Below are 24,778 nucleotides of genomic sequence, written 5' to 3' on the forward strand. Positions count from 1 at the left end.
AAAAATGCCGGGCACTGGGCCCGGCATCTCTTCGCTTGGGAGGCTGTGTCAGTCTTCCTTGATCATGCTGTCCTTGCTGGTATCGCGCATGCGCAGGTACACAATCAGGGAAATGCCGATCATGATGGTGACATACCAGTAAAAACCACGTTCCCAACCGCCATTCTTGAAGCTCAACGCGACGTATTCGGCGGTGCCACCGAAGAGGGTGTTGGCCAGCGCATAGGGCAGGGCGACGCCGAGCGCGCGAATATGCGCCGGGAAAAGCTCCGCCTTCACCACAGCGTTGATGGAAGTGTAGCCGGTGACGATGATGAGCGCACCCATGACCAACAGGCCGGCCGTGATCGGATCGCGGGTCTGTTCCAGGGTCGTGAAGATCGGATAGGTGAAAAGAACACCGGCTGCGCCGAACGCGATCATCAGCGGCTTGCGGCCGATCTTGTCCGACAAAGCGCCAGCGATGGGCTGCAGGCACATGAAGACGAACAATGTGACGGCGTTGATCTGGCTTGCCACTTCACGGCTGAACCCGGACGTGTTCACCAGAAACTTCTGCATGTAGATCGAGTATGCGTAGAAGGCGAGCGTGCCGCCAGCGGTCAGAAGCATGACGAGGGCGGTTTCCTTCGGATGGTGCTTGATAAGCGTCCAGAAACCGGATTTCGGTGCGTCCTTGGTCTTTGCATTCTTGAAGCTCTCGGTTTCCGCCAGGCCGCGACGCAGCCAGAACACGACAACGGCAAGCAGTGCGCCGATGAAGAACGGAATACGCCAGCCCCAGGATTCGAGCGCAGGGGTTTCCATCGTCGACTGAAGCACGATCAGAAGCAGGATTGCGAGAAGCTGCCCCGAAATGAGCGTGACATACTGGAAGGAAGAGAAGAAGCCACGGCGATCCTTGCCTGCCATTTCCGACAGATAGGTGGCGCTTGCGCCGTATTCGCCGCCGACCGAGAGGCCCTGCATCAAACGGGCGAGCACGAGGAGGGCGGGAGCTGCAAGCCCGATGGTCTGGTAGTCCGGCGTCAGCGCGATAATCAGCGAGCCGGCACACATGAGCGTCACGGACAGCGCCAGACCTGCCTTGCGGCCCTTGCGATCGGCATAAATACCCATGATCCAAGCGCCGATAGGACGCATGACGAAACCGACCGCAAAGACTGCGGCCGCGCTCATGAGCTGGGCGGTCTGGTTATCGGACGGGAAGAAGTGCGGTGCAAAATAGAGCGCAAATGCTGCATAGACATACCAGTCGAACCATTCGACGAGGTTGCCGGTCGAGCCGCCGATGATGGATTTCAGGCGGCTGTTGGTGCTTTGCACTTCACTCCGTTCGTTTGTAATTGAGACCATGGTTGCTCCTTCAAATCTCTCGATTTTTGAATTTCACCCCTTGTTTGCTAACCGGATCGACGAAACGGTTTCGGGGTGTTTTTCCATCGCTTCAACTTGTCTCTGCACTTCCTTTTGGGATTGTGGGAGAAGACTTGTGTAGCGTTGGTGAAGAATCTCAGTCCGCACTCCGCTTCAGCTTCGAGCAGGCAATATCAGTGATCCGGCCGGTAAGAGCGACGCCGGATATCAATTGCGGTGCTGGTGCTATGTTGAAGTGGTTCACGGCTAACTCCTCCCTTCGAAACTCCCTATTTCGAAGTGGCGCTAACATGCTGCAGCGCAGAAAACATCGCCAGACAGAGGAGTTAAAATTTTTAAGCCTTTGAAACAAAATGAAGTTTATCAATTCTCGGCATAGTTCGCAGGAAATTGTGTGCAAGATTCTGCGTGACTCCTTGCTCAAGTTTGCATAAATCGGCACAAATGAAGCTGCCATCAAAGATCGCAAAACTCGCTTTGGTTACCCTCGCTTTCCTGCTGTCACTCGGCCTGTGGTTTTCCGCCGGGCTGTGGGCGGAACGCGGGGCGCTTGATCGTCTTCGCGAGGATGCAACACTTATTGCGCGCCAGCAGACCCGACTGATTGACAGCGAACTTGCGAAGTTCCGGCTGCTGCCTGTCGTTTTAAAGGAATATAGCGATCTGCGCGATGTGCTCGCCGGTGGCTCGCGGGATGCCACAGCCCGTCTCAATCAGAAACTCGAACTTGTTGCACACCAGATTGGCTCACCAATCATCTATGTCATAGCGCGTGATGGTACTGTTATCGCGTCCTCCAACGCCAATACACCAGAGAGCTTCGTAGGGCGGAACTACGATTTCCGCCCTTATTTCAAGGGCGCGATGGCCGCGGGCTCGGCTGAATATTATGCCATAGGTGACCTGAGCGGGCGCTTTGGTCTGTTCCTCGCGCAGCGCATTGGCGATCAGGCTGACCCGGTCGGTGTGGTCGTGATAAAATTCGAGTTTCACAGGCTGGTTCAAACCTGGTCCAACGATCCTGGGCAAACCTTCGTTGTCGATCCCCGGGGCATCATACTCGCCTCTACGGATAAATTCGAAGACCTTCGTTCGTTTCAGCCGATAACAACCACAGAACGCGCGCAGATCATCGAAAGCGGGCAGTTCAATGCGGCGGATATGAAACCGAGCAATTATCGCTTTGCGCCGGAAGAAATGATGATCGAGCCTTCCGGCGGATATTCAATCGCTGTCGATGAGCCGATTGCGGGAACGGCGCTGAAACTGGTCCATATAGAACCAACGGGACCAGCGTTGCGGGCCGCAAATGATCTTGCCCGTCTGGTGACCGTGGCGGCGATGCTCGTTTTCGTCATAATAGCCGGTGCGATTTATTGGCGGGTAAGCCGCGCTGCGCGTGCTGCGGCTTATCGTACAGAGCTTGAGAGTGCGGTTGAGGAACGTACCGCGGCATTAAGTGCCGAAATGGCGGAACGGGAACTGGCTGACAAGCGCTTTCGCGATGCCCGGGAGGAGCTTGCCCAGGCAAACCGCCTTGCTTCCCTCGGATCAATCACCGCAGGACTGGTGCATGAGATCAATCAGCCAGTCGCGACCATTCGAACACTTGCGGAAAACGCGCAGCATCATCTTGCACATGGGAAGCTCGACAAGGTTGCCAGTAACCTTAGTACGTCGGTGGAGCTCACGGCTCGTATAGGTTCCATCACACAGGAGATGCGTCGGTTTGCCCGCCGGCGGAGCGGTATCGTTCGCCCACTTCCGTTGAATGAACTGGTGGATGGCACAATGCTGCTTATGGGAGACAGGTTCCGCAACGCCAATGTCCGACTGGATATACCTGAGCGATCCGACATGGTGATACTCGCCTGCCGCATACGATCCGAGCAGGTGCTGGTGAACCTGCTGCAGAATGCATTGGATGCGGTGGCGACCAGCCATAATCCTCATGTTGCATTCAGCATCCGGGAGGAAGGGGATCAAATTTCCCTTGTCGTGGACGATAACGGCGAGGGGATTGAACCGAAGCTGGCCGATGAGATCTTCAGCCCCTTTGTAACCGGAAAAGCGGATGGGCTGGGCCTGGGCCTGGGTATTGCAAGAGACCTCATGACTGAAATGGAAGGAACATTGCACGTCATTCCATCGCGGCTTGGCGGCGCGGCTTTTGCTGCCACTTTGAGACGTGCAGGAAAGGAGGGGCACCGTGACGGAAAGTGAGCCATTGCGGGTCATGCTGGTCGATGACGATGCGGCATTTCGTACGGCCTTGGCCGATTCATTCGAGATCGCAGGTCTCGATATTGAGGCGCATGGTGACGGGCAGTCGGCTTTGAGCAGTCTGACGCCTGATTATCCAGGCATCGTTGTGACCGATATTCGCATGCCGCGCGTTGATGGGCATGCGGTGATGGAAGCATTGTTGGCGCGCGACCCGGAACTGCCGGTCATTTTAATGACCGGGCACGGCGACATTGGAATGGCTGTGGCATCTCTCAAAAAGGGAGCTTTCGATTTCATTGCCAAACCGTTCGCCGCCGATCATCTGATATCGAGCGTGCGGCGCGCACTGGAAATGCGCCGTCTGGTACTGGAAAATCGTCGCCTTCGCCGGGCGGCGGCAGATGCCGAACAGGATTATCCCTTGCTTGGCGAAACGCCGGTGATGATGCGGTTGCGCGATACGATCCGCCAGCTTGCCAGCGTCGATGTCGATGTGTTGATCGAAGGCGAAACCGGTACAGGCAAGGAGTTGGTGGCCCGCCTTCTGCACCGCTGGAGCGCGCGCCACGCACGCGGTTTCGTTGCCATCGATTGCGCGGCTTTGCCGGATCCCATAGCGGACGAAGTCCTGTTCGGCAGTCGCATCCAGCGTGGAAGGATAGCGGATGCGGATCGTGGCACCCTGTTTCTCGATGAGATAGACAGCATGTCGCCAGCTGTTCAGGGTAAGCTGCTACGTGTTGTCGAGGAGCGTGAACTGCCCTCACTTTCCGGGGAACCACGGGCCGTGAATCTGAGGATCATCGCGGCTGCAAAAGGAAATCTCGAAGAAGCTGTGGCCTCGGGTCGCTTTCGTTCCGACTTGTTCTACCGCCTTGAAACGGTCAGGCTCCGTGTTCCTCCGCTGCGTGAGCGGCGGAAGGACATCGGTTTGCTTTTCTCCTATTTTCTTGATGAAGCAGCAGCTCGGTTTGGCCGGTCGCGACCGGCTATCGATGCGGCGATGGAAGCGAGGCTGAATTCAGACGAATGGACAGGGAATGTTCGCGAGTTGCGCAACTATGCCAAGCAAGTCGTGCTGGGACTGCGCCACGATCCCGTCGCGGAACCCAACCCGCCATCACTGTCGGAGCAGATGGATCGTTTTGAAGAAAGTGTCATTCGGGCGACGCTGGACCGGTTCAGCGGCGACGTCGGCGCCGCCGCAGAGCTGTTGCAATTGCCGCGACGAAGCCTCTATGCCCGTCTGCAGAAGCTCGCAATTGACGCTTCGACTTTCAGGAAGCGTGATTGATATTTTCGTGCATCTGTGAGCTGTCTCTTGGAGGAAGGTGTCACGGTCGCCCGAAGGTCGAGTTACATCGATCTAGAGCATTTCCAGCAAAAGTGTGAAACGTCTACGCGGGGAAATCAGTTCACTGGACTGATTTCTTATCCCGCTTCGATGCGTTGGATAATGCGATAAAACAAATAATTAGAGCGGTTCCGGCGATGCTGTTAGAACACGAACCGCTCTAATGTGCTGCGGCTGAACGCTGCCGGCTGATCCATGCAGCTCCGATATTTCCGTGCAGAAAACCGTTTGAGAGCGGCACATCGGGATAGATTTTTCGCAGGCGCGCGGCTCCTTCGTCCGGACTGGTTACCTGTTTCAGCACATCGTCATGAATGCGGGCCACTTCCACCATATCGCAATCCTGCGGTGACAGTCTGAAACGCCTGATCCCTGCTTGGAGCAGGTCGGGCAGGTCCTCGATCAGCGACTGACAGGTATGAGAGAGCGTCTGCACGCCATTGAGAGCCAGGAAGGGTTGGCTGTCCAGCGTTTTGACGGGCAGTCCGTCCGGTTCTTCACCGCATACAAACTGACAATTGTCCTTTATGTGACCCTTGGACCGCGCATGCGCGCAACGGGCTGAAATGGCGAGCGGCACTCGTCCGAACGTGAATATTTCGAAAGCAATATCGGGTGCAGCTTTGACAATCTCCCGGATAGAGCTGATCGGTAATTCCGGCGGAAGACAAATCGACTGCGCGCCGCGAGTGGCAAGAACCTTGGCGGTTGCCGCATTGTAAACATTGACCAGCGGACCGACCATGTGCGGCACGCCGGACAACAGTCCCAATGCAGACAGATCATTTGCCTCAACAGGCAGTGATGCTTCCTTGATCGTTTGGCGGACCTGCTTGGCTTCGCGTTCAAGCATCACCAGCGCCAGCGAACCGAGGCTCACTAGCTTTCCTGCGCGCTGCAGCCGCTCTATCACGGCGTCCATGTAAGGTGTCAGGAAATGGAACCGCTTGGAACAGACGATTTCACCGACAGTCACATTGGTAATTGGCGCTTCGTCGGCGATGCGGAAGTAAAAATCGCGCCATTTAGGGCCGTCCCACAGAAAGAGAACGGGACCAAGGCTGAGGCTCGCTCCGGACATGTCTATCTCCAGCGTTTGTCGTAAGCGCCTGAAGTCGTCTGCTGGCCCTCGCTCAGCAGTCTGAGACGCGATAGCAGGGCTGCACGGCTCTCGGGAGACGCCGCAAGTGTTTGACGCAGCGTGGAGACGACTTCGCTGACATAAGCCTTGCCGCGCTGGCGACCTTCAATCTTGAGCGCCGAGACTCCCGCCGCCCGCAACTCGTCTATATGGTTCATGACGTCGAGCGAAACGGGGTCTTCGAAGGCATAGCCTTGCTCGTCTGCAATGTTGAAGCGGCCCTTGCAAAGGGTTGGGTAGCCGGTGGGTTCGCCCACCGGGAAACGATTGATCGTATATTCACCGAGTTCGGAAACGAGTTCCTGCCGATCCTGCCGGTAGCGGACATGGCTTGCCGGTGAACAAACGCCGTTCATGTTGGGCGATCTGCCCGTTGCGTAAGAAGACAGGGAGCAGCGCCCTTCAGCCATGACGCATAATCCGCCAAATACGAAGACTTCCATTTCGCAAGTGATCTTGCGGCCCAGTTTTGCAATGTCGGGGATCGTCAGCACGCGCGGCAGCACGACACGCCTTGCCTTGAATGCATCAACGAGAAACTGGATTGCATCTGCGTTGGAAGCGGAAGCTTGTACGGATACGTGAAGCCGCTGCGTTGGATGTTTTTCAGCCGTATAGGCCATCAGTCCAAAATCGGCGAGGATCACGGCATCTGCGCCGAGTGTCGAGGCATCGTCCACGGCGCGATACCAGATGTGTTCATCGCCCGCGCGCATGAACGTGTTGATGGCAACGAAAACCTGCGTTTTGCGGGAATGGGCGAACTGGATTGCGTCGCGTAGCTCATCGCGGCTGAAGTTCAGCCCGGGAAAGTTACGCGCATTCGTTTCATCGCGAAAACCACAATAGACGGCATCCGCTCCGGCACTTACCGCTTCGCGCAAGGCCGACGGCGTGCCTGCAGGGCAGATCAGTTCCATCCGTCAGTTTCCTTGCCCAAGGCTTTGCTTCGCACAAAATTTGCGATTCCGCGCACCATCGGCGCAAATGGCCCCGCGCCGGTGCCGAGATCGGATGGAAGATCTATGTTGCAGTCGTCCAGCGCATTGCGAAGTGCGAGCATGGCTTCCATGTCGCCCGTCACGGTAATGTCCCGGGAGAAGAATAGCGCGTCCCCATCAAGTTTGCCCTCGAGGAGCGCAAGCAACATAACCAGCGGTCCTTCTATGCCCGCATCGACCGACGTCGCCTCATCTTCGCGCATGATCGTGATGCGTGGCTTGTCCGGCTCAATCACAAAAGCAAACGGAATGTCGGACGGGTGAAAACGGAAACGCTTCGTCGCATAATCCCCGAGACGTTCGAAGAGCCCCGGGTGGGCTCGCATCACGTGAAAGAATATACGCGAGACGAACGGGGCGATCAGAAACGGTGGAACAAGCCGGGCTGGCGCAGCCACAGCCGAGGGTATCTTCATCATCATCCAGCTCCGGTGAGCCTTACAAGGTGAAACCAGAATTAGGCGATTCAATACAAGGACAGTTTGATTCAGATCAAAGACGGCGAAAGAATTCGATATTCAAAAATGGGTTATGAAAACGGCCCGATCTATTCCACCATATTACGACTGCCTGCAAAGCTTCTTATGGGAGCTTGAACGTCGCAATGATCTCGTCAGGATCAGGCGTCCGGTATCGCTCGTCCAGGAGATAACCGAAATCCATAAGCGAGTGCTTGAGGATGATGGCCCGGCGCTGCTTTTCGAGCAGCCCGTCAACGCGGAAGGGCGTCGGCACTCAATTCCTCTGGTAGCCAATCTTTTCGGCTCGAGGCGGCGGATCGCGTTGGGGCTTGGCCGTTCTGTCGAAGAAATTTCCGGCCTTGCCGAGACGCTTGCGGAACTGCGCGCGCCAAAGCCGCCGCGTTCGGCGGGTGAGATATGGAGCAAGCTGCCTTTGGCAAAGGCCGCATTGAACATGCGCCTCCGTCATGTCCGACATGCGGCGGTGCAGGCTGAGGTGCTCGAGGGCGAAGCCGTCGATCTCGATCTGCTGCCTATCCAGTGGTGTTGGCCCGGCGAACCCGCCCCACTTGTCACCTGGCCGCTGGTCATCACGCAGCCGCCGGACGATCCATCCGATATCAATGTCGGGATTTATCGGATGCAGAAGCTTGGACACGACAAGCTCATCATGCGCTGGCTTGCCCATCGGGGCGGTGCACGCCATCATCGCATGTGGCAAAGGCGCGGCGAGGATATGCCTGTTGTCGTGGCCATCGGTGCCGATCCCGCGACGATTCTCTCGGCCGTCATGCCCCTGCCTGAAGGAATGAGCGAACTTGCCTTTTCGGGCCTGCTTGCAGGGCGGAGGCCTTCGGTGGTCAGTGCGTGCACCGTGCCGCTCTGCGTACCCGCCAATGCCGAAATCATTCTGGAAGGACGAGTTTCCTCATCCGCTACCGCGCCGGAGGGGCCGTATGGCGATCACACCGGTTACTATAATAGTGTGGAGGAATTTCCGGTGATGCAGGTGACGGCTATTACCATGCGAAAGAATCCCGTCTACCTTTCGACCTATACGGGTCGTCCGCCAGATGAACCCTCCAGACTTGGCGAAGTGATGAACGAACTGTTTGTGCCGCTTGTGCGGAAACAGTTTTCGGAAATCGTCGATTTGTGGCTGCCTCCGGCAGCATGTTCCTACCGCGCAATGGTGGTTTCGATCGACAAGCGCTATCCCGGCCAGGCCCGGCGGGTGATGATGGGGCTTTGGTCCATGTTGCCGCAGTTCAGCTACACGAAACTCATAATCGCAGTCGATCCAGACATAAATGTCCGCAACTGGGATGATGTCATGTGGGCGCTCGCCACGCGTTTCGATGCGAGCCGAGACGTCGTCACGTTGGCTGACACACCGGTGGATTATCTCGACTTCGCGTCGCCTCGTTCGGGTCTGGGCGGGAAACTTGGACTTGATGCGACCAACAAAATCGGGGCTGAAACCGAGCGGGAATGGGGTGCCGTGCTGGAGATGAGCGATGACGTGATTGCCCGTGTGGATGCGATGTGGGGCGAACTGGGTCTGGATAAGGAAACCATGCGATGAAACGGATTGTTGTCGGCATCTCGGGGGCATCAGGCGCTCTCATCCCGCTCAAGCTGCTGGAACAGCTTTCCGCCTTAAGTGATGTCGAAACCCATTTGGTTGTGTCGGACGCCGCTCAGCAGACCTTGCGTCACGAGCTAGGTCCTGACGGTTATGCGCTTCTGCACAGGCTCGCGAATAGAAGTTATTCTGTCAGCGACATAGGGGCCCTTATCGCGAGCGGATCGGTTGCAACCGCAGGTATGATCATTGCGCCATGCTCCATGCGTACACTTGCAGCGATCGCCACGGGGCACAGCGACAGCCTGTTAACCCGCGCGGCCGACGTTCATATGAAGGAACGACGCAAGCTGGTTCTGATTGCACGAGAAACTCCGCTGCATCTGGTGCATTTGCGCAATATGTGCACGGTAACGGAATTGGGTGCGATTGTGATGCCGCCGGTTCCAGCCTTTTATTTCAAGCCGCAATCTGTCGACGAGGTGGCCGATCAGATCGCGGCGCGGGCCATCGACCTGATCGGCATTGGCGAAAAGAGATCAGAAAGCTGGACGGGTATTCCAGCCATCCGATAACAGCAAGCAGGCCTATGCGAAAGGTTGCGTTGGGCTTTTCGCTGGCTGGGTGAACCATTTTGGCCCCGTTGCCGTCATATGGATATGATCTTCCAGACGGACGCCGAACTGGTCGGGGACCACGATCATCGGCTCGTTGGAGAAGCACATGCCTTCCGCAAGCGGGAGTGAGTTCCCGCGGACGACATAGGGGGCTTCGTGAATTTCCAGGCCAAGGCCGTGACCAGCGCGGTGAGGAAGGCCGGGCAGGGCATAATCCGGTCCCAATCCGTGCTTCACGAGCGCAGCGCGCGCTGCATCGTCAAGGGTTGAGCAAGCAGCGCCGAGCTTCGCCGCGTCGAAAACGGCTTGTTGGGCTTCGCGTTCGATCGCCCATATGCGCGAAAACTCTGCTGTAGGCTCATCCAGCATATAGGTGCGCGTGAGATCGGAATGGTAGCCGTCGATGCGGCAGCCTGTGTCCACAAGGATAACATCACCCGGCTGATAAAACTGTTCGCCGTCCGCGCCGTGCGGCAGTGAGGTCGCAGTCCCAAATGAGACGATACAGAATGTCGAGCCACCCCTTGCGCCGAGTGCGCGGTGCTGTTCATCGATAAAACGCACGACTTCGCTTGCGGCAATGCCGGGCTTGATCATTGCATGCGCACGGCGGTGGACTTCAAGCGTCAGATTCATCGCATACTGAATGATCGCAATTTCTTTGACCGACTTGCGGATACGCTGTTCCCGGATCAGCTCGCCGCCGTCGAGCAGCCGGTCCGGCTGGATCTCTTGCCTGAGAGCATTATAGAAAAACAGCGGGATGGCGTCATCGACCGCAAGTTTAGCACCTGCCGGGAGGAGCGATGCGATCAGCGCGGCTGGGTTCTCTTCCTCCTGCCAGATGCGGATTTCTCCAGCTAGATGCGGGAGGCTTTCGACGCGGCTCTGCTCAAAGCCGGGAACGATGTAAATTACCTCCGAAGGCGTAACGAGGGCGCCCAGAAAACGTTCGCTGATGTGCCAGACCAGCCCGGTATAATAACGCAAACTTGCTGTCGGCCCGAGCAGAAGCCCGCCGATACCACGTTCTCTCAACTTGCCTTGCAACGATGCCAGCCGTTCGAGACGCTCTTCCTGTTCGATTTGCGGTGGTGATGATGGCGAAGTCATAATGTATACCTTTGAGTTGTCGTTTCTGCGCACGGCTGTTTGCTCGCCGGCAGATATATCACGGCTTTTGCCGTTCGGTAGTCATCTTCAGCCTTGATCCAGAAGCTTGTGCAGTTGCAGTTAACTGGCGGTGCTATGGCCGTGAGCGAGCCTGCGAAACGGGCCACCGCAGTGCTGGAAGGGTCGACTATTCACAAATAGATGATGACCAGGGACAGCGCTGTACATTGCGCGCTGGAACAGAAAGCACTAACTGGGTCACACTGTGGTAACAAAATTTGGGTAAGAAACCGCAGATTTCAAATTGAGTTAGCGTCTGTGAGGTTTCATGCCTGAGGTATGGCAGTGGGTTTCCGCTTTTGGCTTTTCGGTTGTTATTGTCGTGGCGGCGCTCGTCTATCTCAACATGTCAAACCGTGAAATGCCGGGCGACACATTCAATCTCTTCACAAAAGTTGGTGCTGTCGCCGTAGCATTCGTTGCTGCCTTTGCGAGCCTCGCCGCCGCAGCTATTATCGATTGATCTCGTCGTTCATAGTTTCAGCGAAGACACTGCCGCTTCGCTTTTATGCACGTAATCGCTGGCATCTGATTGTCGCTGAAACAGCAAGATAAAGAGCAGGTCCGTCAAAATAAGTTGCGCGTCGCGCGCGGTTATCGATGATGAGCGAACCCGCTCTTCATCCGCAACGGTATACAAGGGAATATCGGCAATTTCATTAAGCGGATTCCTGTTGAGACCTGTAACAGCGATTACGGTTGCTCCGCATTTCCTGGCTTCTTCCGAGATGCGGAGGGTTTCGATGCTCGTTCCCGAATAGGAGAGGGCAAACAGGACATCGCCCTCGTGCAAGGTCGAAACATTGGCCATCTGGATATGACTGTCGCTATCGTGCATCACGTTGCGGCCGAGTTTCATCAGCTTATAGGAAAAATCGCGCGCCACGAGTGACGATGCGCCAACGCCGGCGAGGTGGATACGTCGCGCGCTGATCAGCGCTTGCAATGCATCGTCGATATCCTGCTCGCTGTTGGCGGAAACCGTTCGTTGCATCGACTGCAGCTTGCTGCCGATAAGCTTCTGCAGAACGGTGATGTAACTATCCCCGGTTTCGATGGAGCCGTGCACCATGCCTGCTGGAACTTGCCATTCCTTGGCCCGGGCTTCGCTGACGGCGAGTTTGAGTTCCTGATAGCCGTCAAATCCGAATTTCTGGCTGAACTTGACCACGCTTGACTGACTGCGTCCGGTCGCCGCCGCGAGCGCGGAGGAAGAAAGTTTCAACACCTGTTCCGGATGGTCGACGATAAACTGACCGATCTTTCGATCCGCAACGGTCAGTTCGTTCAGTTTGGCGCTGATCTTTTGTAGAATCGACATATGTAACTATTCCCGATTCCGGTGCCGGAAGGTTCGATACTCGATTGCCTCGGTCGTAAGACAATTCGATTTGCTTTGGAATACAGAATTCCAACATAAACGATTATGCGTAATTGCCCAACGGTATGTGTGGAATGCGGCGCGGAGACCGGAACGCTTCAGCGGATAGCTCGCGATTAGATTCGATATCGGCAGAATTCACCTCCTTCCGCCGATGGTGATCCGGCAATATGTCTGATGCGGTGTTATCCGATTGGACCGTACTTCGGTGAAGGTAAGGAATAAAATATTCCGTATTTGAATTGACGAAAAGAATTTTCAATCCTAGCATATTAACCATAAAGGCGCATTTGAACGCCGCTCGACAGGCAGGCAGAGCATGACAGAACAGGCGTTGTTATCTGAACTGGATAAGCTGGTTTCAGAAGAGCGAAATCCGCGCACGATGGATATCGATCTGCTGGCCAGTCTTGCTATCGTGCGCCGCATTAACGACGAGGATCATCTGGTACCCGCCGCTGTCGAAAAAGTTCTGCCTCACGTCGCGCAGGCGGTCGACAGAATTGTTGACGCCTTTCGGAGGGGCGGTCGGCTGATTTATCTGGGTGCTGGAACGAGCGGACGTCTTGGCGTTCTTGATGCATCGGAATGCCCACCGACATTCAGCGTACCGGAAGGAATGGTGGTGGGCTTGATTGCAGGTGGCGCCGATGCGCTGCAACATGCAATCGAAGGCGCAGAGGACGATCCCTCACTGGGGGAGGCCGATCTGCGCAATGTGAGTCTGGCCTCAAAGGATGTCGTCGTGGGAATCGCGGTCAGTGGACGCACTCCTTATGTGATCGGAGGGCTGGCTTACGCGGCAACAATTGGTGCTACGACTGTGGCGCTTTCCTGCAATCCGAACTCGACGATTGCGGCTATGGCTGAAATTGCCATATCGCCAGTTGTGGGGCCTGAAATACTGACTGGTTCAACGCGCCTCAAATCCGGCACGGCGCAGAAGCTGGTGCTCAATATGCTGACGACGGCAAGCATGATCCGGATAGGAAAGACATATGAGAACCTCATGGTGGACGTCAGTGCCACCAACCACAAGCTTGTCGCACGTGCTTCGAGAATTGTCATGCAGGCAACCGGTTGCGGGGCGGGGGAGGCAAAACGCGTTCTCGCCCTGACGGATAATGACGTCAAGCTTGCAATCCTCATCACGATTACCGGAATGCCAGTGGATGAGGCAAGAAAGGCATTAAAGAATGCTGGGGGATTTCTTAGACAGGCAATAAATGCCAATAAAGCGTGAGCCGAAGCGGGGAAGCGGTCGGACATCAGCATTGCAGTGATTTGCGAGGGAAGAAAATGGGAGCGATTTTCAAAAAAAGCCTGATTGCGGGCGCCGCCACATTGGCATTGAGCATTGGGAGCTTCAGCGGGCTGGGCCTGTCTACGGCTTCTGCCGCGACGCTTCGCATGGCCTGGTCACAGGATGCCACCGGTCTTGATCCGCATAAGCAGCCGGCGTTTTCATCGATCCGGCTGCTTGAACTCATCTACGAGCCGCTCGTTCGTCTCGGTTCCGATCTTCAGATCGCGCCTGCCATTGCGAAAAGTTGGGAGTTTTCCGATGGCGGCAAGATTCTGACATTCAAGCTCGACCCGAATGCCAAGTTCCACAACGGTCAGCCGGTTACGCCAGCCGATGTGAAGGCATCCTTCGAGCGTATCCTGGACGAAAAAACGGGTGCGGTGGCGCGTGCCAATTTCGGTTCCATCGCCGCTATTGAGACGCCGGACAACGAAACGGTTGTCTTCAAACTCTCGCAGGCAGACGCCCCGCTATTGGCGGCCATTGCCAGCATCAATGCGGCTATCCTTCCTGAAAGCGAGATCAAGGCGGGCAATATTGGTACAAAAACCGTTGGATCCGGCCCGTTTGTCCTTGAACGTTGGGAACCGAATTCCAAGGAAGTACTGAAAGCCAATCCCGGTTGGGCCGGCGGTAAGGTAGGGGTCGACGGGATCGACATCAGTGTTCTGCCAGATGAAACGGCGATTCTCGCCGCGCTTCGCGCCAAGCAGATCGATTTTGCGCTTCTCAATGACCCGCTGGTCGCAACGATGGTGCCGAACGAAAGCGCTCTTGAGTTGGTGCGCACGCCGGCGCTTGCTTATCATGTCCTGCAATTGAACCCTTCGCGCAAGCCCATGACGGAGCTGGCCGTGCGTCAAGCTATTTCCTGCGCCGTTGACCGGCAGGATGTTCTCGACACGGCCTTGCTCGGCGAAGGAAAGGTGACGGGCCCGCTGACAATGCCCGCCTATGCAAGCGACCCCAGCACGCTTTTCTGCTATAAGCCCGATGTAGAAAAGGCGAAGAAGCTGATGGCGGATGCGGGCTATGCGGACGGTTTCTCGGCAACGATCATCGCGGCAAATGGAGAGCCTGCGACCGCTGCGGCCGAGGCGCAGGTGCTTCAGTCGCAACTCGCCGAAATCGGTATCAAGCTCGATATCCGGATGATGGAACTGAACGTCTATGTCGATACGTGGCTGAAGGGGGACTTCGACATGGCGGTGGCGTTGAACGGCGGTTCGGCTGATCCCTATACGATGTATGGCCGATACTGGACCAAGGCGGGCAACCTTCAGAAGGTCGCGCAGTATATCGACGATACGCTTGACGATCTGATGCAGAAGGGGAGAGCCGAAACGGACCCTGAAAAGCGCAAGGTGATTTTTGCCGACTTCGATAAGCACATAACGGAAGTTTCTCCGTGGGTATGGCTCTATACGGCTAACACTTATGTTGCTCACCAGAAAAACGTTACCGGTTTCGAGCCTCGCGCAACCGGATCGCTATTCGGCATAACCAAGCTGCAGATCGGGCAGTGATGTCACGAAATCCGCCACGTCTTCCTGCGAAGGCGTGGCTTGCAAGTGCCTTCCGGAACGGCAGGCCGTGAGTAATCTGACATGAATTATCTGACACGTCGGCTGCTGACATTTCCTCTGGTCATGCTGGGGGTGTCGATCCTTGTCTTCGTTGCGATCCGTCTGGTGCCGGGTGATTCCATCACTGCCATGCTCGGAACGGAGGCAGGGTTGTTGACCCCGGAACAGCGGCAGGCGCTGGCGCAATATTTCGGTATCGACCAAAGCTGGACCACCCAGTACTGGCGATGGCTGGGTGATGTGCTGCAAGGTAATCTTGGTGTCTCGGTGACATTCGGAAAGCCGGTTTTGACGGTTATCCTTGAGCGTTTTCCGCTGACACTCCAACTTGCATTGATGTCGGTGTTTATCGCTTTGCTCGTTGGACTCCCTGCTGGCGTTTATGCGGCAACGCGCAACGAGAAAAAATCCGATCTGGCGGTGCGCATTTTCGCAATGATCGGGCAGTCGACTCCGAGCTTCGTTCTCGGTCTCCTCTTTATTTATATACTGTCGGCGGGGTTTGGGGTTTTGCCTGCGATGGGCGAATTTACACCTTTCTGGGTGAACCCGTGGCAGAATTTCCTGCAGATGATCTTGCCGGCCCTGACGCTCGGCTTTGCTTTTGCGGCATCGGTCACACGCATATCGCGTTCGGCCATGCTGGACGTTCTCAGCGACGATTACGTTCGCACGGCTCGCAGCAAGGGAGCATCGGCTCGCTCTGTCATCTGGCGGCACGCATTGCCTAATGCGCTGATACCAGTAGTGACCCTGAGCGGAGTGGAGTTCGGCTATCTTCTGGGCGGAGCTGTGCTGGTTGAGCAGATATATGCTCTGCCGGGGCTTGGACGCATGGTGCTCGACGCCATTCTCCAGCGCGATTATGCTCTGGTGCAGGGCAGCATTCTTTTCATTGCCTTCAATTTCATGATCGTCAATCTGCTGGTTGATCTCCTGTATGTAGCGCTCGATCCGCGCATTCGTCTGGAGGAAAGCTGATGCAGATATTGCGTTCTGTTTTCGCTCATCCCAGCGGTCGTATCGGCGGGTTCATCGTTCTGGTTTATCTGATCGTGGCTTGTCTCGGCTATTTCGGCTTCACGCCGCATGATCCGCTGATGCAGTATCGGATAGACAGGCTGCGTCCTCCAGGTGCTGCCCACTGGATGGGAACCGACCTTTTCGGACGTGACGTCATGAGCCGCCTGATGGCTGGTGTCGCGCAATCCTTCATGGTGGGCTTTTCGGCAGTCGGGATTGCCGCTTTCGCGGGAACTGTTCTGGGATTGACCGCGGCGTGGTTCGGGCGCTGGTGGGACGGTGTCGTCATGCGCATCATGGATGTGCTTCTGGCGTTTCCGGCAATCTTGCTTGCGCTTCTCATCATTGCTGTTGTCGGGCCGGGAACAGGAACAAGTGTCGCCGCCATTGCCATCGTTTACACCCCGATCTTCACGCGGGTTGTACGCGGCCCGGCCTTGTCGATCAAAACACGCGAATTCGTTGATGCGGCGCGTACGTTCCACAGCAGCAACCGTTATATCCTTTCCCGCCATCTGCTGCTTAATCTGGTGGCCCCTTTGACAGTGCAGATCACCCTGGCGCTCGCCTGGTCGTTGCTGACGGAGGCAGGCCTGAGCTTTCTGGGTCTGGGCACACAGCCACCCGCTTCGTCACTTGGTCTCATGCTGGCCGATGCGCGTAATCTCATGGAGATCGCGCCATGGCTGCTGGCCTTTCCGGGACTTACGATCATGATCGGCATTCTTGGCTTCAACCTTCTGGGTGATGCCCTGCGCGACATCCTCGACCCGAAGATGCGGAGAGCGATGGCATGAGCACGCTGCTTTCTGTCTCGAGCCTTCGCGTTGGATTCGGTCGCAATCCTGTAGCCAACGAGATTGTGCGTGGCGTAAGTTTTGATCTCGCTGTGGGCGAAACACTGGCAATTGTCGGCGAAAGTGGTTCCGGCAAATCTGTAACGGCCCTGTCGCTCAATCGTCTGGTGGATTTTGGCGGCGGTCGCGTCATCGACGGATCAATCAAGCTGAATCGCGCAAACGGTAGCACAATCGATCTTGTAACTGCGAACGAAGCAGAGCTGACGAAAATCCGCGGTGCAGAAATCGGTATGATCTTTCAGGAGCCGATGACATCCCTCAATCCTGTACTGACGATAGGCACGCAGATCGAGGAATCATTCCGTCTCCATCGTGGGCTCACAGGAAAACAGGCAGCTTCCGCTGCCAAGGACGCGCTGGATCGCGTGCGTATTCCGGACGCCGCACGGCGGCTCAAATACTGTCCGAACCAGCTTTCCGGGGGCATGTTGCAGCGAGTGATGATCGCCACGGCGCTTGCATGTAATCCGCGCCTCATGATTGCCGACGAGCCCACGACGGCGCTCGATGTTACCGTGCAGGCGCAGATCATGGCGCTGCTCGCACAGCTGAAGCGAGAAACCGGCATGGCGATGATCTTCATCACGCATGACATTGGTCTGGTCGCAGGAATGGCCGACAAGGTCATGGTGATGCAGCATGGCAAGGCGGTTGAACAAGGACAGCTGAGCACTGTTCTCGACCAGCCTCAGCATCCCTACACACAACATCTCCTGAAGGCCGTTCCGCATTTTGAAAGCGGCAAAGCGGTGCGAACCGATACCGTGCGCACCACGCTATCGGGAACAAAACCGATCCTGTCGGTGAAAGGATTGACGGTCCGTTTTCCGGTCAAAGGCGGTTTTCTGGGTCGCAGGCTGGGGGCAGTTCATGCGGTGGAGAACGTCGATCTTGATCTCATTCCCGGTGAAACGCTTGCGATCGTGGGGGAGAGCGGTTCGGGAAAATCGACAACTGCGCGAGCCATTCTCGGGCTTGTCAAAGCTTCACGCGGAAAGTTGGAAATTGGTGCGGTTAGCACCAACGATGCGGGAAATTTCTCTTCGGTGCAGATGGTTTTTCAAAACCCCTACGCATCGCTCAATCCGCGTCTGCGCATAGATAGTATCCTTGCCGAGCCGGTTATCGCAGCTGGCGGGCGGGACGGACCGGAGACGCGGCAGAAGATGCTACAACTGCTTGACCGCGTCGGGCTCCCCGGCATCAGCTTGGAGCGCTACCCACATGAGTTTTCGGGCGGGCAACGCCAGCGGCTCTGTATCGCCCGCGCGCTGATGCTGAACCCGGCGGTCGTAGTTCTGGACGAAGCCGTTTCCGCGCTGGATGTATCTGTGCAGGCCAAAGTTCTGGACTTGCTGATCGACCTCCAGAAGGAGCGTGGCCTTGCTTACTTGTTCGTATCGCACGACATGGCAGTGGTAGAGCGGATCGCGCATCGCATAGCAGTTGTCTATGCCGGGCAAATCGTGGAAATCGGCGATGCCGCAACAATTCTTTCTGCGCCGAAACACTCTTATACGAAGCGGCTGATTTCTGCTGTTCCAAGTATTGATCGGCGCAACGAACATTTCGCCCTCGACACACGACAAGTGCCCTCGCTTGTGCGCCCGCTGGGTTATGAGCCGGAGCCGGCAAACTGGCAGACATATGGCCGGGATCACATGGCCCGGACCGAGGCATAATTACCATGGCAGAATCAAATATTCCCCGATCCGATACCGCCTTTACGGCTCGCTTTGAAAAAGCGTTCGCTTTGGTGAAAGACGCTTGCGACTCTTATCGCATTCCCGGCGGTGTTCTTGGGATGGTCGATCTTTCTGGCAACCGCGCTGTCAGGGCGACCGGCTTTGCACAGATCGTCCCGACCAGACGGGCAATGAGCATCGATACGTGGTTCGATCTTGCTTCGCTGACAAAAGTCATTTTCACGACGCACCGCATTCTTGCGCTGGCTGAGGATGGCGTCATTGATCTCGATGCGCCATTGACCACCTTGCTACCCGATCTTCGGCAGTATGATAATGACGCCTGGGAGCGCAAGGTCACGTTCCGTGAATGCCTTGGCCACCAGACGCCTTTTCCGTCCGTCGAACCGATCTACACTTACGGGCGTGATCCGGAACTTTTGCGCGCGTTCGTTCTGCAGCGCGAATGGCGCAAATGCCAACCGGTTTATTCGGACATCAATTTCATCCTGCTCGGCTTTGCGTTGGAAAGGCTATACGGCAAGACCATTCGAGAGATGGAGCCCGGCGAGGGCTTCGCTTTTTCTGCGGAGCCGGAAATGAGTGCCGCGACGGAAAACTGCACATGGCGCAATCGTGTACTTTGCGGCGAAGTACACGACGATAATTGCTCGGCATTGCAAGGGGCCGCGCATGCCGGTCTGTTCGGTACTGCCGCATCCATACTCGATTTCGCGCTTGGTCTGCTTGACGGAACGGGAGCACCGCGAAACGTGATCGCCCACATGCGTCAGCCACTATCCGCAACCCGCACGCATGGCTGGGAACGGCCTTATGATGGCTGGTCGGGCGGCAGCTTCAATTCGAAGGATACGATTGGCCATACCGGGTTTACCGGAACCGGCTTATGGATCGATTTTGAAGCAGGCCGGGCATGGACCCTGCTCACCAACCGCATTCATCCCACCCGTCATTTCGACAGCGGTATCTTGGCACTGCGTCAGGGCGTTGGTGACGCAATCTCATTGGGATAGGAGACATCTATGCAGCCAATATGGGCCGTCGGACTGATGACCGGCACAGTTCTTGACGGAAACATCGACGTCGCTCTGTTGAAAACAGATGGGGAAACGGTAACAGAATTCGGAGCGTATGCGCTAAAGCCTTATCCGCGCTGGATTCGCGACCTGTTGGAACAGGCACAGGCCGAAGCGCGCATCTGGAATTTCGAAGGATCGGAGCCCACTGTTTTTGCCGAGGCGGAAGAAGCGCTGACGCGCGCGCAATCTGCGGCTGTCCGCGAATTGGTAGAGGAAAGCGGGCTCTCGATGGCGGATATCGGTGTCGTCGGCTTCCACGGGCAAACGGTTTTGCATCGCGCGCCGCAAACCGGTCGAATCGGAGACACAAGGCAACTCGGCGACGGAAGGCTTATGAGCGAACTCCTGGGGACCAAGGTCGCCTATGATTTTCGCACCGCAGATATCCGTGCTGGCGGGCAGGGTGCTCCGCTTGCTGCCATATATCATGCTGCCTTGCTGCGCAGCGTGGATCCGAGCGGCAATACAGCGATTCTTAATCTCGGCGGTGTCGGTAACATCACCTGGTGGGATGGTGAGGATGCGCTTGTGGCATTCGACACGGGACCAGCCAATGCGCCCATCAACGATTTCGTGAAAGCACGCGGCTTGGGGGAAATGGATCGCGACGGAGCGCTGGCGGCGAAGGGCAGCGCGGACGAGGCACGGCTCGCCGAACTGCTCAAACACCCCTATCTGGCCGCGCCATATCCTAAATCTCTGGATCGGTTCGATTTTACGGATGCAATGGCTGATGGTCTGGATGAGGAAGATGGGGCGGCCACGCTGACCGCGTTCACGACTTCGGCAGTAGGCAAGGCTTTGGACCTTCTCCCCCGCCGACCTCAGCGTCTTGCCGTCAGTGGGGGTGGACGCCGTAACCCGACAATGATGCGCATGTTGGTTGAGCGTGCGAAAGTGGAACTTGTTCCAGTCGAAACGCTTGGCTGGCGGGGCGATGCCGTGGAAGCGGAATGTTTTGCTTTCCTGGCGGTACGTGTCCTGCGCGGCCTGCCCATCAGCTTTCCAAGCACAACGGGCGTGCCGAAAGCCATGACAGGTGGAAAACTGGCAGGCTGAATCAACGATCCATATCGATTATTTCTACAGGGCGGCGTCATGACGTTGCCCTGTTTTGGTATGGATCGACACTCCCGCCTCAACTGATTATCGGGCATGGCATGTTAAAATGCGACCGTTATGTGAAAGCTATCTAATATTAAGATGGTTCTCCAACTGCGACCCTTTGAAGTTACGTTGCGTCAGGGGAGCTTTTGATATTTCATTTTTATTGCAGATAAGCATGAAAAGGTACAAAACTGGTGCGATCTTCACGTTGATTTAGGCAATTCTCTTTAATGGTTTAGTTTATTATGGAGAATGCAATGAAACTTATCCGAGCCCTTTTCTGCCTGGTCTTGCCTCTTGCCTGGTTGTCCGGGGCAGCTGCTGAACCCTTGGCGAAGCCGACCGGTAAGCCGATTCTCGTCATATCCGGCAAAATCTCGAATACGAATGTTGGCGATACGGCCCAGTTTGATCGGGACATGCTGGAAGCGATGGGGTTGGTCACCGTGGAAACGGCAAATCCTTGGTATGACGGTCGCGTGCGTTTCGAGGGCGTATCGATGGACAAGCTTATGTCGCTCGTGGGCGCGAAGGGAACGAAGGTGACCGCAGTTGCTTTGAACGATTACGTTAGTTCGTTGCCGTTGGAGGACTTCAAGAGATTCAACGTTATTCTTGCCATGAAGCGGGATGGGAATTACATGCCGGTTCGTGACAAAGGACCGTTGTTTATAATTTACCCTTATGACAGCGACCCACAACTTCAAACTCAGACCTATTACACACGTTCTGCCTGGCAGGTTGCCAAGCTGATAGTTGAATAGAGGCAAGTGTGAGACGAATTCTAGGCGTTATTATCTGTTGTTTCGTGGTGGCAACGGCGTATATCGCCTATGTCATTGCCGAACGGCAGACAGCGCTTCAGAAATTCTCCCGTTATAACGACTCCTGGGCCGTCGGGCAGACGGTGTCCGAATATATGCGGCTCGAGCATGTTCTGGCTGGATATGCCCTGAACATGAACGAAGAAAGCCGCGACGAATTACGGCTTCGTCTCGATATTATGTTGGGTCGGTTGGAATTGCTGCAACAGGGCAATCTGCGATCCTTCATTCAGGACGATCCGCAGCGCCGTGATCTGTTTTTGAAACTGAGCGATGTTCTGCAGGCGCTTGATCGTCAGTTCGATAAGTTGGACATAGACAGTATCAAAACTGTCCTGCACTCCATGACCATACTTGATGGACCGATGACAGCGCTTGCCTCGACGGCCGTCGAATATGACGTAGGGCTTATCGATGCCGCACAGGCGGAAGTGCGTCAACTGCATCTCATCTACACTGGTTTGGCGGCGGGCCTCATCATTTGCGGGGTGGTGCTGGTTATCCTTCTGCTTCGCCACAACAAGCTTCTTGATAGGGCGCATGGTAGCATGCAGCGCCTGACGAGCGATCTTCGGCAGGCGACTGGGGAACTGCAGTCTCAGAACTTTCGGCTTGAACATGATGCGCACCACGATGCTCTGACCGGTTTGCCCAATCGTGTTCTGTTTCGGCAGGATCTGGAAAAAAGGCTGGAAGCCGCACATGCCGGAGGTCAGTCGGCGGTCATTCTTCTTCTGGACCTTGATGGTTTCAAAGACGTCAACGATACACTTGGACATGATGTCGGCGATGCGTTGTTGCAGGCTGTCGCGCGGCGTCTGACCAAACTGGGCGGGCGAGGCGACATGGTCTGCCGGTTGGGGGGCGATGAGTTTGCCTTGCTCTCCACGGGACTTCAGGAAGATCAGGCCCTGGAACTTGCAGACCGCCTGATGGAGGCCATCAGTGAGCCATATCATGTGGGCGAATTGGAAATAAAAATCGGAACTTGTGTCGGCGTCGCGATCTCTCAGGGCGAGCCCGATACGGAAGAGCTTTTCAAACACGCCGATCTTGCGCTCTACGAAGCAAAGGCGCTTGGACCCGGTCACGCGAGTGTGTTCGAATCCCAGATGCAGACACGCTTGCGGGAAAAGAAATCATTCGAAGCCGATCTTCAGAAGGCGCTGGAGAACCGTGAGATGGAGGTCTACTATCAACCGCAAGCCTGCACCGTAACGCGGGAAATATGCGGTTATGAGGCCCTGCTTCGTTGGACACACCCGGTCCGAGGCTCGGTTTCACCGGTCGAATTCATTCCAGTCGCCGAAAAGATAGGCTTTATTCATGCACTGGGGGATTGGGTGCTCAAGACGGCCTGTCTGGAGGCCGCACATTGGAACAAGCCTCTCAAGATCGCGGTCAACCTCTCTCCTGTTCAGTTTCGCAGTCTGAACCTTATTCAGAGCGTTATTGATGCGCTGGAGCAAAGCGGGCTTGGTGCGGACCGGCTCGAACTTGAGATTACGGAATCGGTGCTGCTGGACAAGAACGAACAGACCTTGAGCACGCTGCGCCAACTGAAAGCACTGGGTATTCAGATCGCCATGGACGATTTTGGCACAGGCTATTCTTCGCTCGGCAGTCTCAGCGGATTTCCCTTCGACAAGATCAAGATTGATCGTACTTTCGTGAGCGATGTGACCACACGGCCCGACGCACTTGCGATTGTCGAACTCGTAACCGGAGTAGGGCGCAGCCTCAGAATGGTGACGATCGCGGAAGGCATTGAAACCGAGGAGCAGTTTGAATGCCTCAAGCGGCTAGGATGCGATCAGGTCCAAGGCTATCTAATTGGTAAGCCGATGCCCGCTTCAAAGCTCAAACATCTCCACGGACACCCGCGAGACTTGAAGACAGTCGGTCTGGCTTCCAATCATTGATGATATCATCGCGTTGCAACTGGCTTCAAAGGCACAAATCAGTTTATGCTCATACGCTGATTGCAGCGCAAAATTAGATTGCGATGTAATACATCAATATGTCGGAACTCTTTGCTCGTTTGTTCGAACAAGATGTTCCGTGGGGAACCGGGGCGCAGGAATTGCTGAAAGTACATGGGATTAACGTACCGATAACGTCTGACGAAGTTTCGCCGGTTATCTGGCAGGCTTTGACAAGTGGCAGCTATGAGGCCAAGGAAGCACGTTCGATTTTCAAGGCGGTCAAGCCAGGGGATCGTGTACTGGAACTCGGTTCAGGCATCGGAATTATCACCTCCATTATTGCCAGGATAGCGGATGTGTCGGTTTGGGCTTTCGAGGCGAACCCGACAACAGCGGCACTGGCCCGGCGTGTTGTCGATGCCAACGGCCTCAACAATGTGGTGCTGTCACAAGGGATTCTGACTGCGGGTGAGCCCAGTTCGTTCCGCTTTTATGTGCGGCGTGATCTCTGGATGTCGTCCATGGACGAGAATCAGGGGCCTTACGAACATGCCATAGAACTGTTCTCGACCAATATTGACGAATTCATCGCTCAACACGGCATCAATGTCCTCGTTATGGATATCGAGGGCGCCGAGCGTGATCTGCTGCAAAACGCGGATTTGACAGGCGTGGAACGCATCTTTCTTGAATTGCACGACCATCTCTACGGCCTGGCTGGCATTCGGGACATGACCCAGGCGCTTGCGTCTAAGGGCTATGCATATGATCCCCGCGGTTCCCAGGGACCATGCGTATTGTTCTCCAAGGATGATGGTGCGCGCGAATACGAACCCGATTAGCGCATCGCGTTCCTACATACTTTTGAAAAAGGGCCGCTTTGAGCGGCCCTTTTTCTTTGATGCCTGTGGAAAGAATTTTTGGAAAAAGTTATGATTGGTCGTTGACAGTTTTGTTTGGTGGGGTCTATATGGCGCCACAACGAGGGCGGCGGCGCCGCAAGCGGCAGGCTGATGCGTCCTTGGAGTTGGTTGAAGGTGTCTGGC

General features: G+C 55.9%; 21 protein-coding genes. 15 read left to right on the forward strand and 6 right to left on the reverse strand.

What is annotated here, in order from left to right; all coding sequences use genetic code 11:
* Positions 1 to 48: 48 nt before the first annotated feature.
* Positions 49 to 1,356 carry an MFS transporter gene (locus ACOWVS_RS17930; RefSeq protein WP_006470142.1) on the reverse strand — a complete coding sequence of 436 codons (1,308 nt, stop codon included), beginning with the start codon at positions 1,354 to 1,356 and terminating at the stop codon, positions 49 to 51.
* 465 nt (positions 1,357 to 1,821) lie between these two features.
* Here ACOWVS_RS17930 and ACOWVS_RS17935 point away from each other — a divergent pair, with 465 nt between their 5' ends.
* Positions 1,822 to 3,600: a sensor histidine kinase gene (locus tag ACOWVS_RS17935; RefSeq protein WP_006472091.1), complete on the forward strand. Its 1,779-nt coding sequence runs from the start codon at positions 1,822 to 1,824 to the stop codon at positions 3,598 to 3,600.
* On the forward strand, positions 3,587 to 4,897 hold the full coding sequence (locus ACOWVS_RS17940; RefSeq protein WP_006472090.1) for a sigma-54-dependent transcriptional regulator: 1,311 nt from the start codon (positions 3,587 to 3,589) through the stop codon (positions 4,895 to 4,897). Before ACOWVS_RS17935 ends, ACOWVS_RS17940 begins: the two co-directional genes overlap by 14 nt.
* 220 nt (positions 4,898 to 5,117) lie before the next feature.
* On the opposite strand, the gene ubiV is transcribed toward ACOWVS_RS17940, so the two are convergent.
* The 3 genes from ubiV to ubiT are packed head-to-tail and all read right to left on the reverse strand — an operon-like array spanning position 5,118 to position 7,518.
* A complete protein-coding gene (gene ubiV, locus ACOWVS_RS17945; RefSeq protein ID WP_006470145.1) occupies positions 5,118 to 6,038 on the reverse strand; it encodes a ubiquinone anaerobic biosynthesis protein UbiV in 921 nt (306 codons plus the stop codon).
* Positions 6,039 to 6,040: 2 nt separating this feature from the next.
* Positions 6,041 to 7,018 (reverse strand): ubiquinone anaerobic biosynthesis protein UbiU, encoded by a 978-nt coding sequence (ubiU, locus tag ACOWVS_RS17950; RefSeq protein ID WP_063620232.1) that lies wholly within the window; start codon positions 7,016 to 7,018, stop codon positions 6,041 to 6,043.
* Positions 7,009 to 7,518, reverse strand: a complete 510-nt coding sequence (gene ubiT / locus ACOWVS_RS17955; RefSeq protein ID WP_006472089.1) for a ubiquinone anaerobic biosynthesis accessory factor UbiT — start codon at positions 7,516 to 7,518, stop codon at positions 7,009 to 7,011. The genes ubiU and ubiT overlap by 10 nt, the downstream gene beginning before the upstream one ends.
* A gap of 112 nt (positions 7,519 to 7,630) precedes the next feature.
* Between ubiT and ACOWVS_RS17960 the strand changes: the two genes are divergently transcribed.
* Both ACOWVS_RS17960 and ACOWVS_RS17965 read left to right on the forward strand, forming a co-directional pair.
* Positions 7,631 to 9,145 (forward strand): UbiD family decarboxylase, encoded by a 1,515-nt coding sequence (locus tag ACOWVS_RS17960; protein ID WP_006470148.1) that lies wholly within the window; start codon positions 7,631 to 7,633, stop codon positions 9,143 to 9,145.
* On the forward strand, positions 9,142 to 9,720 hold the full coding sequence (locus tag ACOWVS_RS17965) for a UbiX family flavin prenyltransferase (protein WP_006470149.1): 579 nt from the start codon (positions 9,142 to 9,144) through the stop codon (positions 9,718 to 9,720). The genes ACOWVS_RS17960 and ACOWVS_RS17965 overlap by 4 nt, the downstream gene beginning before the upstream one ends.
* Before the next feature lie 12 nt (positions 9,721 to 9,732).
* Here the strand turns inward: ACOWVS_RS17965 and ACOWVS_RS17970 are convergent, their stop codons facing one another.
* Positions 9,733 to 10,875 (reverse strand): M24 family metallopeptidase, encoded by a 1,143-nt coding sequence (locus tag ACOWVS_RS17970; protein ID WP_006472087.1) that lies wholly within the window; start codon positions 10,873 to 10,875, stop codon positions 9,733 to 9,735.
* 328 nt (positions 10,876 to 11,203) lie between these two features.
* Between ACOWVS_RS17970 and ACOWVS_RS17975 the strand changes: the two genes are divergently transcribed.
* Positions 11,204 to 11,398 (forward strand): hypothetical protein, encoded by a 195-nt coding sequence (locus ACOWVS_RS17975; protein ID WP_006470151.1) that lies wholly within the window; start codon positions 11,204 to 11,206, stop codon positions 11,396 to 11,398.
* A 9-nt stretch (positions 11,399 to 11,407) separates the two neighbouring features.
* Here ACOWVS_RS17975 and ACOWVS_RS17980 read toward each other — a convergent pair whose 3' ends face one another.
* A complete protein-coding gene (locus ACOWVS_RS17980; protein ID WP_006470152.1) occupies positions 11,408 to 12,256 on the reverse strand; it encodes a MurR/RpiR family transcriptional regulator in 849 nt (282 codons plus the stop codon).
* A gap of 379 nt (positions 12,257 to 12,635) precedes the next feature.
* Between ACOWVS_RS17980 and murQ the strand changes: the two genes are divergently transcribed.
* From murQ to ACOWVS_RS18030, 10 genes are all read left to right on the forward strand, one after another.
* Positions 12,636 to 13,559 carry an N-acetylmuramic acid 6-phosphate etherase gene (gene murQ, locus ACOWVS_RS17985; protein WP_006470153.1) on the forward strand — a complete coding sequence of 308 codons (924 nt, stop codon included), beginning with the start codon at positions 12,636 to 12,638 and terminating at the stop codon, positions 13,557 to 13,559.
* Positions 13,560 to 13,615: 56 nt separating this feature from the next.
* Positions 13,616 to 15,148, forward strand: coding sequence for an ABC transporter substrate-binding protein (locus tag ACOWVS_RS17990; RefSeq protein ID WP_075042206.1), 1,533 nt, complete (start codon positions 13,616 to 13,618; stop codon positions 15,146 to 15,148).
* Positions 15,149 to 15,229: 81 nt separating this feature from the next.
* Positions 15,230 to 16,189: an ABC transporter permease gene (locus ACOWVS_RS17995; protein WP_006470155.1), complete on the forward strand. Its 960-nt coding sequence runs from the start codon at positions 15,230 to 15,232 to the stop codon at positions 16,187 to 16,189.
* On the forward strand, positions 16,189 to 17,028 hold the full coding sequence (locus ACOWVS_RS18000; protein WP_006470156.1) for an ABC transporter permease: 840 nt from the start codon (positions 16,189 to 16,191) through the stop codon (positions 17,026 to 17,028). Before ACOWVS_RS17995 ends, ACOWVS_RS18000 begins: the two co-directional genes overlap by 1 nt.
* Entirely contained in the window at positions 17,025 to 18,773 is a 1,749-nt protein-coding gene (locus ACOWVS_RS18005; protein ID WP_006470157.1) for an ABC transporter ATP-binding protein, read from the forward strand. The genes ACOWVS_RS18000 and ACOWVS_RS18005 overlap by 4 nt, the downstream gene beginning before the upstream one ends.
* Positions 18,774 to 18,778: 5 nt before the next feature.
* Positions 18,779 to 19,810 (forward strand): serine hydrolase domain-containing protein, encoded by a 1,032-nt coding sequence (locus ACOWVS_RS18010; protein ID WP_006470158.1) that lies wholly within the window; start codon positions 18,779 to 18,781, stop codon positions 19,808 to 19,810.
* A gap of 9 nt (positions 19,811 to 19,819) precedes the next feature.
* On the forward strand, positions 19,820 to 20,935 hold the full coding sequence (locus ACOWVS_RS18015) for an anhydro-N-acetylmuramic acid kinase (RefSeq protein ID WP_006470159.1): 1,116 nt from the start codon (positions 19,820 to 19,822) through the stop codon (positions 20,933 to 20,935).
* Between the two features lie 305 nt (positions 20,936 to 21,240).
* On the forward strand, positions 21,241 to 21,747 hold the full coding sequence (locus tag ACOWVS_RS18020; protein WP_006472448.1) for a molybdopterin-dependent oxidoreductase: 507 nt from the start codon (positions 21,241 to 21,243) through the stop codon (positions 21,745 to 21,747).
* 8 nt (positions 21,748 to 21,755) lie between these two features.
* The gene (locus ACOWVS_RS18025) at positions 21,756 to 23,729 is read left to right on the forward strand and encodes a putative bifunctional diguanylate cyclase/phosphodiesterase (protein WP_006470161.1); all 1,974 of its coding nucleotides are present in this window, start codon (positions 21,756 to 21,758) and stop codon (positions 23,727 to 23,729) included.
* A 98-nt stretch (positions 23,730 to 23,827) separates the two neighbouring features.
* Entirely contained in the window at positions 23,828 to 24,574 is a 747-nt protein-coding gene (locus tag ACOWVS_RS18030; RefSeq protein WP_006470162.1) for an FkbM family methyltransferase, read from the forward strand.
* The last annotated feature ends 204 nt before the right edge of the window (positions 24,575 to 24,778 follow it).

The organism is Brucella sp. IR068 (assembly GCF_049065885.1).
In the GTDB taxonomy this organism is placed as follows: Bacteria; Pseudomonadota; Alphaproteobacteria; order Rhizobiales; family Rhizobiaceae; genus Brucella; species Brucella intermedia.